Source organism: Sulfurimonas sp. (assembly GCF_023228785.1).
Classification (GTDB): Bacteria; Campylobacterota; Campylobacteria; order Campylobacterales; family Sulfurimonadaceae; genus Sulfurimonas.
Genome location: NZ_JALOAN010000013.1, coordinates 1 through 17,032, shown reverse-complemented (window position 1 = coordinate 17,032; position 17,032 = coordinate 1). Strand labels below are relative to the sequence as shown.

The 17,032-nt window shown below is 27.9% G+C and carries 18 protein-coding genes; all 18 read left to right on the top strand.

The features are described 5' to 3' along the window. Positions 1–134: 134 nt before the first annotated feature. From M0Q24_RS04890 to M0Q24_RS04805, 18 genes are read left to right on the top strand one after another with little or no spacing between them, the layout of a single operon-like run. Positions 135–1,202, top strand: a complete 1,068-nt coding sequence (locus M0Q24_RS04890) for a DegT/DnrJ/EryC1/StrS aminotransferase family protein (protein ID WP_295048069.1) — start codon at positions 135–137, stop codon at positions 1,200–1,202. Further along, a complete protein-coding gene (locus M0Q24_RS04885) occupies positions 1,202–2,242 on the top strand; it encodes an N-acetylneuraminate synthase family protein (RefSeq protein WP_295047989.1) in 1,041 nt (346 codons plus the stop codon). The genes M0Q24_RS04890 and M0Q24_RS04885 overlap by 1 nt, the downstream gene beginning before the upstream one ends. Then, positions 2,235–3,377 carry a UDP-N-acetylglucosamine 2-epimerase gene (gene neuC, locus M0Q24_RS04880; protein WP_295047987.1) on the top strand — a complete coding sequence of 381 codons (1,143 nt, stop codon included), beginning with the start codon at positions 2,235–2,237 and terminating at the stop codon, positions 3,375–3,377. The genes M0Q24_RS04885 and neuC overlap by 8 nt, the downstream gene beginning before the upstream one ends. Continuing rightward, entirely contained in the window at positions 3,374–4,132 is a 759-nt protein-coding gene (locus M0Q24_RS04875) for an imidazole glycerol phosphate synthase subunit HisF (protein ID WP_295047985.1), read from the top strand. Before neuC ends, M0Q24_RS04875 begins: the two co-directional genes overlap by 4 nt. Continuing rightward, on the top strand, positions 4,129–4,776 hold the full coding sequence (gene hisH / locus M0Q24_RS04870) for an imidazole glycerol phosphate synthase subunit HisH (RefSeq protein WP_295047983.1): 648 nt from the start codon (positions 4,129–4,131) through the stop codon (positions 4,774–4,776). Before M0Q24_RS04875 ends, hisH (M0Q24_RS04870) begins: the two co-directional genes overlap by 4 nt. Further along, the gene (locus tag M0Q24_RS04865; protein WP_295047981.1) at positions 4,769–5,998 is read left to right on the top strand and encodes an N-acetyl sugar amidotransferase; all 1,230 of its coding nucleotides are present in this window, start codon (positions 4,769–4,771) and stop codon (positions 5,996–5,998) included. Before hisH (M0Q24_RS04870) ends, M0Q24_RS04865 begins: the two co-directional genes overlap by 8 nt. Then, positions 5,991–6,674 carry an acylneuraminate cytidylyltransferase family protein gene (locus M0Q24_RS04860; protein WP_295047979.1) on the top strand — a complete coding sequence of 228 codons (684 nt, stop codon included), beginning with the start codon at positions 5,991–5,993 and terminating at the stop codon, positions 6,672–6,674. The genes M0Q24_RS04865 and M0Q24_RS04860 overlap by 8 nt, the downstream gene beginning before the upstream one ends. Beyond that, complete coding sequence (locus M0Q24_RS04855) at positions 6,661–7,767, top strand: polysaccharide pyruvyl transferase family protein (RefSeq protein WP_295047977.1); 1,107 nt, start codon at positions 6,661–6,663, stop codon at positions 7,765–7,767. Before M0Q24_RS04860 ends, M0Q24_RS04855 begins: the two co-directional genes overlap by 14 nt. A gap of 26 nt (positions 7,768–7,793) precedes the next feature. Then, entirely contained in the window at positions 7,794–9,056 is a 1,263-nt protein-coding gene (locus tag M0Q24_RS04850; RefSeq protein ID WP_295047975.1) for an oligosaccharide flippase family protein, read from the top strand. Next, positions 9,049–10,047 (top strand): radical SAM/SPASM domain-containing protein, encoded by a 999-nt coding sequence (locus M0Q24_RS04845; RefSeq protein WP_295047973.1) that lies wholly within the window; start codon positions 9,049–9,051, stop codon positions 10,045–10,047. Before M0Q24_RS04850 ends, M0Q24_RS04845 begins: the two co-directional genes overlap by 8 nt. Positions 10,048–10,049: 2 nt before the next feature. Then, a complete protein-coding gene (locus tag M0Q24_RS04840; protein WP_295047971.1) occupies positions 10,050–10,769 on the top strand; it encodes an SGNH/GDSL hydrolase family protein in 720 nt (239 codons plus the stop codon). Positions 10,770–10,772: 3 nt separating this feature from the next. After that, entirely contained in the window at positions 10,773–12,131 is a 1,359-nt protein-coding gene (locus tag M0Q24_RS04835; RefSeq protein ID WP_295047969.1) for a hypothetical protein, read from the top strand. 1 nt (position 12,132) lies between these two features. Further along, positions 12,133–13,743, top strand: coding sequence for an asparagine synthase C-terminal domain-containing protein (locus M0Q24_RS04830; RefSeq protein ID WP_295047967.1), 1,611 nt, complete (start codon positions 12,133–12,135; stop codon positions 13,741–13,743). Further along, complete coding sequence (locus tag M0Q24_RS04825) at positions 13,733–14,878, top strand: N-acetyl sugar amidotransferase (RefSeq protein WP_295047964.1); 1,146 nt, start codon at positions 13,733–13,735, stop codon at positions 14,876–14,878. Before M0Q24_RS04830 ends, M0Q24_RS04825 begins: the two co-directional genes overlap by 11 nt. An 8-nt stretch (positions 14,879–14,886) precedes the next feature. After that, a complete protein-coding gene (gene hisH, locus M0Q24_RS04820) occupies positions 14,887–15,492 on the top strand; it encodes an imidazole glycerol phosphate synthase subunit HisH (protein WP_295047961.1) in 606 nt (201 codons plus the stop codon). Positions 15,493–15,549: 57 nt separating this feature from the next. After that, positions 15,550–15,774 carry a hypothetical protein gene (locus M0Q24_RS04815; RefSeq protein WP_295047959.1) on the top strand — a complete coding sequence of 75 codons (225 nt, stop codon included), beginning with the start codon at positions 15,550–15,552 and terminating at the stop codon, positions 15,772–15,774. Further along, positions 15,767–16,090, top strand: a complete 324-nt coding sequence (locus M0Q24_RS04810; RefSeq protein ID WP_295047957.1) for a type II toxin-antitoxin system RelE/ParE family toxin — start codon at positions 15,767–15,769, stop codon at positions 16,088–16,090. The genes M0Q24_RS04815 and M0Q24_RS04810 overlap by 8 nt, the downstream gene beginning before the upstream one ends. After that, complete coding sequence (locus M0Q24_RS04805; RefSeq protein WP_295047955.1) at positions 16,090–16,857, top strand: AglZ/HisF2 family acetamidino modification protein; 768 nt, start codon at positions 16,090–16,092, stop codon at positions 16,855–16,857. The genes M0Q24_RS04810 and M0Q24_RS04805 overlap by 1 nt, the downstream gene beginning before the upstream one ends. Positions 16,858–17,032 lie beyond the last annotated feature (175 nt).

Sequence of the window (17,032 nt, the reverse complement as noted above, 5' to 3'; positions counted from 1 at the left end):
ATGCAAAAGTAATCACTAGAGATATAAAGATGCTAGAAAAATATCCAAATGAAACCATACACCCATCACAAATCACAAACCACCAATCACAAACCACCAACATTGACTTCGCAAACCTGCAAAAACAGTATTTCATGTACCAAAGTGAACTAGAACTTGAGATGGACAAAGTTTTAAACAACGCAAGCTATATCATGGGAGATGCAGTTACGGAACTAGAAAAAAACTTAGAAGAGTTTACAGGTGCGAAGTACGCCATCACATGTAGTAATGGAACAGATGCACTACTACTTGCCATGATGGCGCTTGATATCAAGCCAGGCGATGAAGTTATCACTACTCCATTTACCTTTATAGCTACAGCTGAGACTATAGCATTTTTAGGAGCTACGCCAGTTTTTGTGGATATAGATGAAAAAACTTATAACATAGATCCAAGCAAGATAGAAGCAGCCATCACCCCAAAAACAAAAGCCATCATCCCAGTGAGCCTCTACGGACAACCAGCTGATATGGATGCACTTGAACAATTAAAAATTAAACATCCAAAATTAAAAATTATAATAGACGGTGCTCAAAGCTTCGGAAGCATTTACAAAGGCAAGACAGATAGCAACTTAGGTGATATCTCTACAACTTCATTTTTCCCTGCGAAACCTCTAGGTTGTTTTGGAGATGGCGGAGCTGTATTTACTAACAATGAAGAACTAGCAAACAAGATAAAGTCACTTAGACTTCACGGCCAATCTAAAAGATACCATCACAAATACATAGGAATGGGTGGAAGACTAGATACTTTGCAAGCTGCAGTACTAAATGTAAAGCTAAAACACTATCCAAAAGATCTAGCACTAAGACAAGAAGTAGCCCAAAAATACACAAAAGCCCTCGGAAGTGAGGTTTCAACCTCGCCCAAAAACACAATACTCCCAACAGTAGCCAACAACTGCACATCTGCATGGGCACAATACTCTGTAAGAGTAAAAAACAGAGATGAAGTCCAAGCCAAACTAAAAGAAGCAGGAATACCTACCGCAGTACACTACCCAATGCCACTACATCTTCAAGAGTGCTTTCTTTATTTAGGATATAAAAAAGGTAATTTTCCCATTTCTGAAATAGTTGCAGATGAGATTATGAGTTTACCTATGAATCCGTATGTGAAAGATGAAGAAATTGAATATATAGCGAGGGAATTCTAATGAAAGAAATAAAAATAGAAAGTAGAACAGTAGGGCTAAATTATCCTCCTTTAGTAATTGTGGAAATAGGTATAAATCATGAAGGTAGTTTAAAAACGGCTTTTGAAATGGTAGATGCTGCTTGGAAAGCTGGAGCAGAAGTTATTAAGCATCAAACGCATGTTGTTGAAGATGAGATGAGTAAAGAAGCAAAAAAAGTGATACCTGGTAATGCCAATGTATCTATCTATGAAATTATGGAAAGATGTGCATTAAATGAAGAAGATGAAATAAAACTAAAAGAGTATGTAGAGTCAAAAGGGATGATATTTATAAGTACTCCTTTTTCAAGAGCAGCAGCAGATAGACTTGAGAGAATGGGAGTAAGTGCATATAAGATTGGATCAGGAGAATGTAATAACTATCCACTGATGGAGCATATTGCATCTTTTGGAAAACCAATGATTGTGAGTACGGGTATGAATGATATAGAGTCTGTAAGAAAAACAGTAAATATATTAGAAAAATATAATGTACCTTATGGGTTACTTCATACTACAAATCTTTATCCTACCCCAGTTCATCTTGTAAGACTTGGAGCAATGCAAGAACTTGAAAAAGAATTTCCAAATGCCATTGTTGGACTTTCAGACCATACCACTTCAAATAGAGCTTGTTTTGCAGCTACGGCACTTGGAGCTTGTATTTTAGAAAGACACTTCACAGATAAAATGGAAAGACCCGGTCCAGATATTATTAATTCTATGGATCCCATCGCTTTACAAGAATTGATTTATGGAAGTGCAGAAATAGCACTAATGCGAGGTGGAAAAAAGGAAGCTGTAAAAGAAGAACAAGTAACAATAGATTTTGCATTTGCTACAGTTGTAACAATTAAACCTATTAAAAAAGGTGAAAAATTTACAAAAGAAAATATTTGGGTAAAAAGACCAGGAACAGGGTCAATTAAAGCAGAATATTATAATGAGTTACTTGGAAAAATTGTAAATAAAGATATAGATAACGATGAGCATATTGATTGGAATGATATCAATGAGTAAGAAAAATATAGTTTTTCTTACTGGTACTCGTGCGGATTTTGGAAAGTTAAAATCACTCATTAAAATCACTCAAGAGTCAGATAAGTATGATGTTCATATTTTTGCTACTGGTATGCATATGAATTCAAAATATGGTTCAACTGTGGATGAGATTCAAAAATCAGGATTCAAAAATATTTATAAATTTATAAATCATGATACAGTAGAACATATGGATAGAACGCTTGCTAAGACAATTGATGGATTTTCTCATTATATTGCAGAAATAAAACCAGATTTAATTGTTGTTCATGGCGATAGGGTAGAAGCTCTTGCAGGTGCAATTGTTGGAAGTCTTAATAATATTTTAGTTACACATATAGAAGGTGGTGAAATATCAGGAACAATTGATGAGTTAATTAGACATGCAGTTAGTAAAATGTCTCATATACATTTAGTTGCGAACAAAGAAGCAAAAAAAAGATTATTACAACTTGGAGAAATAAAAGAATCAATACATGTAATTGGTTCTCCAGATCTAGATCTAATGAATCCAAAGCATCTACCATCTTTATGTGATGCAAAAAAATACTATGAAATAGAATTTAAAGAATATGTAATAGCTATGTTTCACCCTGTTACTACGGAATATAAAAGTATTAGTCAATATAGTAAAAACTTTGTAGGTGCTATGATAGAAAGTAATTTAAACTATATAGTGATTTATCCAAATAATGATTTAGGAAGCAATGAGATACTTTCTGAATATGAACAGCTAAAATTAAATAAAAGATTTAAAATTTTTCCTTCTTTACGATTTGAATACTTTTTGACAATACTTAGAAATGCAAAATTTATTATTGGAAACTCAAGTGGAGGTATTAGAGAAGCCCCATTTTATAATGTACCAACAATAGATATAGGTACAAGACAACTTAATCGTGCAAAAATAGAAACTATAACAAATTGTGGATACAGCAAAGAAGAGATACTCTCAACTATAAAAAAAACATCCATAGTTAATAGTAAAGACAATAAACTACAAAATTATTTTGGTGATGGAAAAAGTGATATTAAATTTTTAGATTTATTAGAATCAAATAAATTATGGAATGTAAAACATCAAAAACAATTCAAGGAACTTGGGTTAATATGAAAAAAATAAGAGTAACTGCAAGAATTGATGTAAAAAATGAATTTGTTATAAAAGGAATCCATTTAGAAGGACTAAGAAAAGTAGGTGATCCTAATTTATTAGCTAAAAAGTATTATGAGGAAGGCATAGATGAAATTATATTCATGGATGCAGTTGCAGCTTATTACGATAGAAATAGTTTAAGTCATATTATAGAAAAAGCATGTAAAGAAGTTTTTATTCCAATAACAGTAGGTGGTGGATTAAGAACGATAGATGATATTAATCAGGCATTAAAAGCAGGAGCAGATAAAGTGGCAATAAATACAAAAGCTATTCAAAATCCAGAATTTATTGCAGAAGCTTCAAAAATATTTGGCTCTCAATGTATAGTTGCATCAATCGTAGCTAAAAAAATTAATTCTAATCAGTGGGAAGCATATATAGACAATGGAAGAGAAGCTACAGGTTTAGATATAGTTGAGTGGGCTAAAAGGTTAGAAGGGTTAGGTGCAGGGGAAATTATGCTGACTTCATTAGACATGGAAGGAACAAAAAAAGGTTTTGATACAGAACTTTACGAAGCTGTTCAAGATGTTGTTTCAATTCCTATTATTGCAAGTGGAGGAATGGGTAATATAAAACATGCGGTTGAATTATTATCAAATTACAAAATTGATGCAATAGCTACAGCATCAGTTATTCATTATAATATAGATACTATAAAAAATATAAAACAAGCATTTATTGATAATAATATAAAGGTTCGTATGTGAAAATATCTATAATAGATTATGAAATTGGAAATGTTAAAAGTATTAAAAATGCTTTAAAAAAGATAGGAGTTGAATCTATCTTAACAAATGATAGAAAAACTATATTAAGTTCCGATGGTCTAATTCTACCTGGTGTTGGAGCATTTGCTCATGGCATGAATAATCTTCAAAAATACGGGCTACAAGAAATTATTAATGATTTTGTAAATACAAAGAAACCTTTCATGGGTATTTGTCTTGGTATGCAAATGCTTATGGAAGAGAGTGAAGAATTTGGTATAACTAAAGGATTGGGATTAATAGAAGGTAAAGTAATAAAATTACCTGTGCAAAAAACAAATTATGAAAAATCGCCACATGTAAGTTGGAATGAAATTGTCAAAAATAAGATTACTTGGAAAGATACGATATTGGGTGATATTCCTGAACAATCAGATATGTATTTTGTACATAGTTTTGTTGCATCACCAATGAATGAAGAAAATATATTATCAACAACAGAATATTATGATTATAAGTTTTGTTCAGCTGTAAAAAAAGATAACATCTATGGATGTCAATTTCATCCAGAAAAGAGTGGAAAAATGGGCTTGAATATAATACAAAATTTTGTAAATTTATGTAAGGAGAGAAAAAATGTATGAGAAATTAGAAGCATACTATGGGCTACCAAATGAGGTAAAGTTTTGTAAAAAATGTGTAATATCAAATCAAAGACCAAGTTCTACAGTTGAATTTAAAAATGAAAAAGGTGAAAAGAAAAAAGTAATTAATTTTAATGAAGAAGGTATTTGTTCTGCTTGTATTTACCATGAAGAGAAAGAAAAAGGTATAAATTGGGAGCAAAGAGATGAAAAACTTCGAGAACTATTAGCGCAGTTTAAAAGTACAGATGGCTCTTATGATGTTATAGTTCCAGGAAGTGGAGGAAAAGATAGTGCATATACAGCACATATTTTAAAATATAAATATGGAATGAATCCATTAACGGTAACATGGGCTCCACATCTTTACACAGATATAGGTTGGAAAAATATGCAGGAATGGATGCATACCGGTGGACTCGATAACATGCTTTATACCCCAAATGGAAAGTTGCATAGAGAGATGACTAAAAACGCATTTCATAATTTACTTCATCCTTTTCAGCCTTTTATAGTTGGACAAAGAATTATAGGACCAGCTATGGCTAAAAAGTTTGGTGTTCAGTTAGTAATGTATGGTGAAAATCAAGCAGAGTATGGAAATGCGATAGAAGAAAATACAAACCCTATAATGAATATGGACTTTTTTTCTTCGGATGATGCATTGTCTATGAAGTTTGGTGGAGTCTCAATGCAAGAATACATTGATAGCGGAGCTTATACAAAAGATGATTTTGCACCTTATATTGCACCAAATAAAAAAGATTTGATTGATGCAGGTATTGAAGTACATTATTTAGGTTATTATTTGAATTGGGACCCTCAAGAGTGCTACTATTATGCTGCAGAAAATACTGGATTTCAAGCTAATCCAGAGAGAACAGAGGGAACATATTCCAAATACAGTAGTATAGATGATAAAATAGATCCATTTCATTATCTTACTACAATGATAAAATTTGGAATAGGAAGATGTACATATGATGCAGCACAAGAAGTTAGAAATGATAAAATTACAAGAGAAGAAGCTGCATATCTTGTGAAAAAATATGATACTGAATTCCCTCATAAGTATTTTAAAGAGTTTTTAAAATATATTGATAGTACCGAAGAAGAATTTTGGGAGACTATAAATAAACACAGAAGTCCACATATTTGGAAAGAAGTAGATGGTAAGTGGAAACTAAGACATACTGTAACAAATGATGGAACAGATGACTAAAAAAGTTTTAGCGATTATTCCTGCTCGTGGGGGTTCTAAAGGACTTCCTCGAAAAAACATCATTGATTTATCAGGGAAACCACTAATTGCATGGACTATTGAAGCTAGTCTTAATTCAAAATATATTACTAAAACAATTGTTAGTAGTGATAGTGATGAAATACTAGATATTGCAATAAAATGTGGCTCTGCTATACTAAAAAGACCTGATGAATTAGCTATGGATACATCATCAAGTGAAGTAGTTATAAAACATGCATTAAAAAGCATAGAAGAAAATTTTGACTATGTTGTTTTATTACAGCCTACCTCTCCACTAAGAGATGCAAATGATATTAACAGTGCATTTGAAAAACTAGTTTCTTCTGAGGCCACAGCTTTAATTAGTGTTTGCGAATGTGATAATAAAATATTAAAAGCTTTTAAAGAAAATGAACTGAGGTTTATAGAAGGGATTTCAAATAATCAATATCCATTTATGAGAAGACAAGACTTACCAAAAATATATATGAGTAACGGTGCTATTTATATTATAAAAGTAGAAGAGTTTTTAAAAAATAATAGTTTCTTTACTGATAAAACCATTTCTTTTATTATGGATGAAATAAAAAGTTTAGATATAGACACTAAAAAAGATTTAGAAGAAGTGGAGAAATATATAAATGAAAATACTTAAAACATTACATTTGGCAAGTTTTGATGGTAATATTGGAGACAATGCAAATCATGATGGATTTTATAAGCACTTAAAACAGTTAGAAGATTTTAAATTTGAAATAGATGAACTTGAAATAAGAGAATTTTATTGGAAAAAAAGATTTTTTAATGAATCTTTTGTTGATCTTGTAAATAAATATGATTTACTTATAATAGGTGGAGGAAATTATTTTGAACTTTGGGTTGAAGATTCACCTACTGGTACATCTATCTCAATTGAGTTAGACTTATTAAAAAAAATCAATACACCTATAATGTTTAATGCTCTTGGTGTAGACCCTGGGCAGGGGGTAAGTGAATTAAATATACAAAAATTTAGAAATTTTTTAGATTTACTAATTGAAAGAGATGATTTTATTTCTATTAGAAATGATGGGGCAAAAAAAGCTATTATGGATTATGTAGGAGAAAAGTATTTAGACCACATTCATCATACTGTAGATGCAGGATTTTTTGCAGATATACCAGAACCTAGTGAATATTATAAATCAAAAAAATATATTGCTATTAATGTTGCATATGATATGCAAGATGTTAGGTTTGAAAACATTTCTTATAAGGAGTTTCTTCAAACATTTAAAAGGTTTACAGATACATTTTTGAATGAAAATGAAAATTATGAAATAGTATTTATTCCTCATATATTTAGAGATATGACATTTATAACAGATTTATTAAATATACTCGATGATGAAACCAGAAGAAGAAAAATTTCAGTTGCTCCTTTATTGCATGGAAAAAGCTCATTCAAAGAAGTTATGTCTATATATAGAGGTGCACAAATAGTGTTGGCAAATAGATTTCATGCAAATATTTGTTCTATTGGTATGGGAAAACCTACAGTAGGTTTGGTGAACTATAGACAAATACGAGAATTATATGCAGAATTAGATTCAATGAATTTTGTTGATATTTCAAAAAAATCATTTAATAATCATTTAAAAAATTTTCTTTCTGAAGAATTTCATAAATATATAATTAATTTAAAGAGTATAGAAAAAAATTATTCTTTAAATCAAATTTATCTCAAATTATGGTTAGAACAGAATTGATTAAGAGAATTAAAAAAAGTAAGTTTATGCTTAACTCAATAATCTATACAATATCTGATATATTAAATAAGGCAATACCTTTTTTACTTTTGCCAATATTAACTAAGTATTTAACACCAAATGATTATGGAATAATCTCATTATTTGGCATATTTACAAGTATATTGACTATATTAATTGGATTAAATTTAAATGGTGCAATTAGTGTTAATTATTTTAAACTAAATGATAGAATACTACTTTCTTCTTATGTAGGCAATGCAATACTGATTTTATTTATAATGACAATAATAACTATTTTTTTTATAAGCATAGGGAGTGTTTTTTTTGATACAAAAATCTTGGAAATACCTTTTTATTGGTTAGTTATAGGCGTTGTTGTTGCGTTGTCTCAAGTATTAATTATGATTAATTTAACACTTTACCAAACTGAACAGAAAGCTAAAAAATATGTTATTTTTGAATTAATTCAAGTTATATTTAATGTTGTACTCTCATTAATTCTAATTGTAGGATATGCTTTATCATGGGAGGGTAGGCTTATTGCTATCTCTATAACAAGTGTATTTTTTGCCAATATTAGCTTTTATATTTTGTATAAATATAGAAAAATGGTTAAGTTTGATATAAATATAAATTATATTCGAGATATGTTAAAATATGGCGTTCCATTATTGCCTCATAGTTTAGCAGGATGGGGAAAAACTAGCATAGATCGTTTAATAATAATTAGTTTTTTAGGAACGGCGGAATTAGGAATTTATGCTATAGCTTATCAGATGGCTTCGATAATTAATCTTGTATTTATTTCTTTTAATAAAGCATGGATACCGTATTTATTTGAAAAGTTGAAAAATATCAATAGTACGATAAAAAATGACTTAGTTAAATTCACATATATATATTTTTTCATTATAATTATTTTGTATATTATTATATATTATTTTATAAATATAGTTTTTCAATATTTTATAGACTCATCATATAGTAGTGCAGCTACACTCGTGCCAATTATTATGGTTGCTTTTTTATTTGAAGGAATGTATTATATGGTGGGTAATTATATTTTGTATGAGAAAAAAACTGCAGAAATTTCTAAGGCCACATTAATTTCAACAATAATACATGTGTTTTTAGCATATTTTACTATAAAATACTATGGATTAAAAGGATTGGCATATACAATGATTTGTTCTTATTTTATTAATTTTGTTCTTGTTTGGTATATTAGCAATAAAGTTTATCCTATGCCATGGTTTAATTTAAAAATAAAGGATACGAATGTTTAAGAAAATTAAAAATAAAATAAGGTTAAAAGAATTATATTATAAAGAAAAATTAGGAATTTTAAAACCAAAAGAAATTATTATTGATATCGCAGCTTATTGCAATGCAGAATGTCCCTTCTGTCCAAGAATTTATATGCCAGAAGAAAGATCACATGGTTATATGAAGGTAGAATTATTTAAAGAGATATTAAAAAAAGCCAAAGACTTAAATATTAATAAAATGAGACTATATTCTACTGCTGAACCTCTTTTGCATCCTAAATTTAGCCAAATAATTAGTATTGCAAAAGAAATGGACTTTTTTATCGAAGTGTCTACAAATGCTTCAATGTTACATAAGTATCATGAAATATTATTAAAGGTAGATGTTTTACAGTTTTCCATTGAAGGTTGGGATAAAGAAAGTTATGAAAAGTATAGAATACCACTTAAGTTTGAAAAAATATATAATAATATTAAATCTTTTTCAGACTATGCTAAAAATAAGAAAGTGCGCCCTAAGATTATGTGTAACTTGCTATTAACAAAAAAAACTGAAGTTAAGAAATATTTGGAACTTTGGGGAGAATATGTAGATAAAATTGCAGTTAATTTTATGTCACAAGCAACTTTATATGATAACAAAAAGTTTATTTCTAAAAAAAATAATGAGATAAAAGATGAATACTATTCTTTTAGAAAAATAAAAAGTGAGTTTATGTGTTCATATCCATTTACAAGTTTAGTTGTTTCGTATGATGGGAAAATATCATTATGCTGCTCAGATTTTTTTTCAAGTCTTGATTTAGGTTATATTGATGAAAGCATAAAGAGTATTTGGAATAATAAAGAAAGAAAAAAAATAAGAGAAGAATTTTATTCTCAAAAATTAGATAAATGTAGTGGGTGTACAATTTTCCATAAGCCATTTGATAAAGATAAGGAGAAGATAAAAAGTTATATTTTATCTTTAGATTCTAAGCATAGTAATAAATTAGTATTTGGGTTTTAAATATGGCTAATAAAATTTTTACTTTAATTGGTGATTCTCTATCAATGACAAGAATTGATGATGGTATTACTTTGGAAAATACATATATATATAAGATATTTGACATATTGTTGAAAAAACCATTTATTTGTAATGGATCAATTAGAGGAAACTCAACATTAATAAGTAGTAGTACATCTTATTATAAAGAATATTTAGAATCAAATAAAAATAATAACTATATTATCATTCATTTAGGAATAGTAGATTGTTCACCTAGAATATTTAATAAGATAGAAAAAAAAATTATAGATTGCACACTAGGAATCAGTGTTGTAAATAAATTCACAAAATTATTTTTAAATTACAGAACAAAGAATAGATTTTATTATACTAAAAAAAATTCTTATGTGGAAGTTAATATTGATGAATTTGATAAAAATATTAGAAAAATAATAAAACAACTTCTTGAGCTTAATTATAATCTCAAGAAAATATTTTTAATTAATATTGCTTCTTCAAACGATTATATTAAATCAAAATCTTATAATATAGAATCAAACATAATCCAATATAATAAGATTTATGATGATGTTGCACAAAGTTTTCAAAAAATTGTTGATATTATTGATGTATATAGTTTTACTAAAAACAACTTAGATGGATTATTAAATGATGGGCAACATATTAGTTCTAAAACTCATGATTTTATAGCTAATGAAATAATAAAAAGAGTAGAATAATTAATGCTGGATATAGAAAAAATTGAAAAAAAATATAATTTATCAAATTTAAAATATAAAAATTTTTTTATTTGGGCCTATCTAAGAGGTGTATATGGTTCTGTTTCTCTTTATAAAAATAGAGAATATATTATTACAAAAGCAGAAAAATTTAATATATATAAAAATATATTAAATTTTAAAAATTTATTTTATGGATTTAAAAATTGGTTTTCTAAATATAATTATATATTTTTCGGTGACACTGATAGCTTAAAAATAATAAATGAAAAATATGGTGATCGAATGGGTCATGAAATGATACAACTTTTAGGTGAAAAAAATTTTTTATATATTGAAAGTTTAAATAAAGAAAAATTTTATTCTATAAAGGATTCTTATTATAAAAAGGTTTCTGAAAATTTTATTTTTATTTTTATAAAAATAATTCAAATATTTTTGATTTTAACTCAAAAAAAATATAAAAAAAATATACTTGATGAAATAAATAAGGAGTTTGTACTTGATATTAATTACAATAAGTTTCTTAAAAAATTTGAAGCTGAGTATTTTGTTTATTCATGGTTATTTAAAATTTATAAACCTAAGTTAATTGTAATTACGTGTTTTACAAGAAGAACAATAATTAAGTCTGCTAATGATTTAAATATAACAACTATTGAGTTTCAACATGGCGTTATAAAAAGTAATTATGCATATGAAGTTTTAAATAAACTAGATCGAAATTTTTCCCCTTTGTATCTATTAGTTTATGGAGATAATGACAAATCTTATTTAGAGCCTTATGATTATTCAAACAATATTATTTCTATTGGGAATTATTATTTAAATTATATAAAATCTAAAAATATAATTATTAAAGAATTTGATATGTTTAATCTAAAAATAGTTGTTTCCTTGCAATCGCCTGTAGCAGAAAATATGAATTTATTGATTAATAATATATCTTTAAAATTTCCAAATATACTTTTTATTGTTGTTCCTAGAAGAGAAATAGATAAGAAAAATCTTAATTTATCTAAAAATGTAAAAATAATTTCTAAGTATAATTATTATGAAATAGCAAATGAGTGTGACTTACATATATCAAGCTATTCAACTTGCCTTATTGAAGCACCATTTTTTGGTTTAAGCAATATCTTTATTAATTTTAATGGCTTAAGTGACTACTACTATAAAGACTATATTAATGATAAAAGTTATAATTATAAAGTTGACACTGAAAAAGAATTAATAACTCTTTTGGAAAATATTAAACCAAAAGAAAAATGCTTAGTTATGAAAGAACATAACGGCTTTTTTGCCGCAGATAAGCATATTGGTGATTTTGTTAAAAGATTAAGCTTTGAAGGAGTTATATAAAATGAATGTAACATTAAATTCTAAAACATTTGAGAAAAAAATAAAAAACAATACCACTGTTTATGTAGCTGGTTATTGCTTTTTTAATGGAAATTTACTTAATAGAGAATCTTTTTTAGAATTATTTTTTAATGTGAAAGATTTTAATTCTTTTTATAATTTATTAATCCAATTAGATGGATTGTATTCAATTATTGTGATTACTAATAACAAAGTATTTGTCGCCGTTGATCCATTGAGAAGTTTTCCCATTTTTTATTTAAAGGATGAAAAATTTAACTTAACGGATGACCCATATTATTTTTTTAAAGTTTTAAAAAAAGTTGAATATGATTATGCAAAAGTGGAAGAATTTATTTCTTTATCTTTTACACAATCTCAATCAACCTTATTTAAGAATATATTTCAATTAGATAGTGGACAATGTTTAGAATTCAATTTAAAAGAAAAAGAGCTAAATACTAAATATTACAGATACCACATAAGTAATAAAAGAGATGATTCATCAGTTAACGAGATATTTAAAAAAGCATTTAACGTTTCAAAAAATGTATTTAAGAGACTTTTGCAAACTACAGAGGGTAAAACAATTGTTGTTCCCTTGAGTGGCGGGTATGATTCAAGATATATTGTTGCAATGTTAAAAGAATTTAAATATAAAAATGTTATTTGTTTTACATATGGGAGAAAAGACTCTGATGAAGTTATAATATCAAAAAAAGTAGCCGAAAAATTAAATTATAAGTGGATTTTTATTGAATATAGTGAAGAAATAGTAAAAGAGTACATACAGACAACTCAATTTAATGAATGTATGTTTTTTTCAAGTAAATTATCATCAACTCCACATTTTCAGGATTATATAGCTGTTAAATATTTGAAAGACAATAATTTAATACCTACTGATAGTATTTTTGTTCCAGGACATAGTGGTGATTTGCTAGGTGGTAGTCATTTACGAAGTATAGTTGTCGATTATAAAGATAAATGTTTTTCAGAGATTGAAGATATACTTCAATCAACATATGAATATTGGTATAAATATAATGAATTTAATAATAAATCGAATATTAACATTTCACAATATAAAGAAGATATTGAAAGTTTTTATAAAAGCTTAAGTGTCATAGATTCTAATTATATAACATATATTTCTGATTCATGGAATATTGCTAATAGACAGTCAAAGTTTATAGTTAATTCTTGTCAAGTATACAGATATTTTAATTATGATTTTAGATTACCTCTATTTGATCAAGAAATGGTTGAATTTTGGCTATCAATTAAGCCTTACTATAGAACTAATCATATCTTATATAATGATTTCTTACTAAACCATTTATTTAATAAATACAATATAGCTTTTGTTAAAGAAAATGACCATTCTTATTTAAAAAAGAAATTAAAAAAAGTTATAGGAGAATCTTTATATAAAAAAATTAAGAAATATCTTAAAAATGATAATAACAACTTTAACTATTTCATTAAGTATATGTTAATAGATATTGGGATGGATGAAAAATATTTATATTCTCATATTGATAATGTTTCTTCAATATGGTATTTAAAAAAGCTAAATAAAGAAATGGAATCATTGAAAAATGCAAAATAGAGAATATAGAACATGTGCAAGATGCGTAATGGATACAACTGATCCCGAGATAACTTTTGATGAAAATGGAGTTTGTAATCACTGCAACGAGTTTGATAAAGTGACATCAAAGAGATGGTTTCCTGATGAAAATGGAGCTAAGAAGCTTGAAGCTATTTATGAAAACATGAAAAAGAAGAGTGCTTCAAAAGAGTATGAGTGTATCTTAGGACTGAGTGGTGGCGTGGACAGTTCTTACCTTGCGCTTAAACTTTATGAAGCTGGTATTCGCCCTTTAGTTGTTCATGTAGATGGTGGATGGAATAGTGAGTTGGCTGTGCAAAATATAGAAAATATAGTGAATTATTGCGGATGGGATTTGCACACCATAGTTATAGACTGGCAAGAGATGAGAGACTTGCAACTTGCTTATCTAAAATCAGGTATTGCAAATCAAGATGTTCCACAAGATCACGCTTTTTTTGCATCGCTCTATCATTTTGCCACAAAACATGGAGTCAATTATGTTATAAGTGGAGGAAACCTGGCTACTGAGAGTATATTTCCTTCTTCATGGAACTGGAGCGCTATGGATGCAGATAATCTTCATGCTATACATGAAAAATTTGGAACAAAGAAACTTAAAAATTATAAAACTATAGGTTTTTATGAACTTTATCTATACTATCCTTTTGTCAAAAAAATGAAAACTATACGACCACTCAACTTTATGCCTTATATAAAAAGCGAAGCACTCGAAGAGTTAAAAGAAAAAGTAGGGTATAAAGAGTATGCTAGAAAACATGGCGAGTCAGTATTTACAAAGTTTTTTCAAAACTACTGGTTGCCTATGAAGTTTGGTTATGATAAAAGGAAGCCACATTTAGCAAGTCTTATTGTTGCCGGACAAATGACTAGAGATGAAGCACTCAAAGAACTAGAAAAACCTTTATATGATGATAAAGAGCTTAAGAATGATAAAGAGTATATTGCAAAAAAACTTGGAGTAAGTGATGAAGAGTTTGAACAAATCCTTCAAATGCCATCTCATAGTTATAGTGACTTTGCCAATATGACAGTAAAATATAACAGAATGAAAAAAATTCAAAAATTTGTTTCAAAACTTCTTGGTAAGAAAATATCTAATTATTCATAAGGTAAAAAATGATAGCAATACTTGATTATGGAATAGGTAATCTAAAATCTATTTATAATATGTTTAAAAAAGCGGGTATTGAGTCTGCTATAACATCAGATATACAAGAAATAAAAAAAGCTGATAAATATTTATTACCTGGAGTGGGATCTTTTGACCATGGGATAACTAGTCTAAGAAATGCATCTTTTTTCGAAGCTTTAGAAAAAGAAGTTTTGGAAAATAAAAAACCTATTTTAGGCGTATGTTTAGGGATGCAACTTTTAACAAACTCAAGTGAAGAAGGAAAAGAAAAAGGGCTAGGTTGGATAAATGCGAAAACTATAAAGTTAAACTTAGAAGATAAAAGTCTATCTATACCTCATATGGGATGGAATAAAACCTACCCCACTAACACAAGAGATATTTTCAAAAGTTTAGATGAAAATAGATTTTATTTTGTGCATACTTATCATGTAGTTTGTAGTGATGAAAAAAATATTTTAGCAACTGCTGATTATGGTGAATCGTTTACTTGTAGCATATACAAAGATAATATTTATGGTGTACAGTTTCATCCTGAAAAAAGTCATAAATTTGGCATGCAACTATTTAAAAATTTTGGAGAGATGTGAGATTTTAGTAGAAACCTTGTATAATAAAAATAGATTGAAAAATGTTGAGGAGTTTGTATGCATACTATAAAATTAACCGTAGAAGATGATATTTATCATAATATTATGTTTTTATTGTCAAATTTAAATGTCAAAGGCTTGACTATAGATACAGATAAAAAATTTAAAAACATAGAAGATTTATCATGCTTAGAGTCAGAAATAGATAGAGGAATAGCCTCAGGTATTAGCCAAAACTCCCATGAAGATGTGATAAATAAAATTAAACTGAAATATGTATAGAGTCAGATATACAAATCAAGCAGAAATAGATCTAGGTGATGCTATATCACATATAGCAAAAGAAAATATAACAAATGCACAAAATTATTTATCAAGATATGAAAGCAAAATAGAGTTGCTAAAACTAAACCCTCAGATGGGTGTAGAGTGTAAAAATAAATTTATAAAAAGAGAATGCAAAATTCTTGTACATGAAAGTCATATTATAATTTATAAAATACTTACAAAAACTTCAGAACTACTGTTGGTTAGAATTTTTCATGGTTCAGTAGATTATGCAAACAAATTTAATAGTAAAAATTTCGGAGAACTATAGTGCTACAAAAAAGGGTGATTCCATGTCTTCTTTTGCACAAAGGCGGGCTTTATAAAACACAGAAGTTTAAAAAACCTACATATATAGGTGATCCTATAAATGCCATAAAAATATTCAACGAAAAAGAAGTAGATGAGTTGATGTTTTTAGATATTGATGCAAGTGTAGAAAATAAAGAACCTAACTATAAGATGATAGAAGACATTGCAAGTGAGTGTTTTATGCCTCTTTGTTATGGTGGTGGAGTAAAAACAATAGAGCAGATGAAAAAAATATATGCTTTAGGAGTTGAAAAAATCTCTTTAAGCTCTCAAGCTGTACTAAATCCAATTTTGATAAAAGAGGCTGCAAATATCTTTGGAAATCAATCTGTAATAGTTACTATAGATATAAAAAAAGATCTTTGGGGAAAGGGTAAAGTTTTTATAAATAATGGCAAAAAAAATACAAAACTAGATCCTTTTGAATTTGTAAAAAAAGTGGAAGCTTTAGGTGCAGGCGAGGTGGTAATAAACTCTGTTGATTGTGATGGAGCAATGCAAGGGTTTGATATAGAACTATTAAAGCAGATTAAAAAACACACAACAATACCTGTCATAGCCCTAGGAGGGGCTGGCAAATTAGAGCATATAAAAGAAGTTTTTGAAAGCTCAAATGTAGACGCTGTAGCATGTGGAAGTATGTTCGTTTATCAAGGAGTTCTTAAAGGTGTACTTATAAGTTATCCTCCATATGAAAAGATTCAAGAACTATTAGGAAAGAAATAATGGCAACTAAAATAACCCACCTAACATCAGCACATGATAGATATGATACTAGAATATTTTTAAAAATGTGTTCATCGTTAGCTACAAATGAGGACTATATCGTAAGTTTAGTAGTAGCTGATGGTAAAGGTGATGAGAGTAAAAATGGTGTAGATATTTATGATGTTGGGGCTAA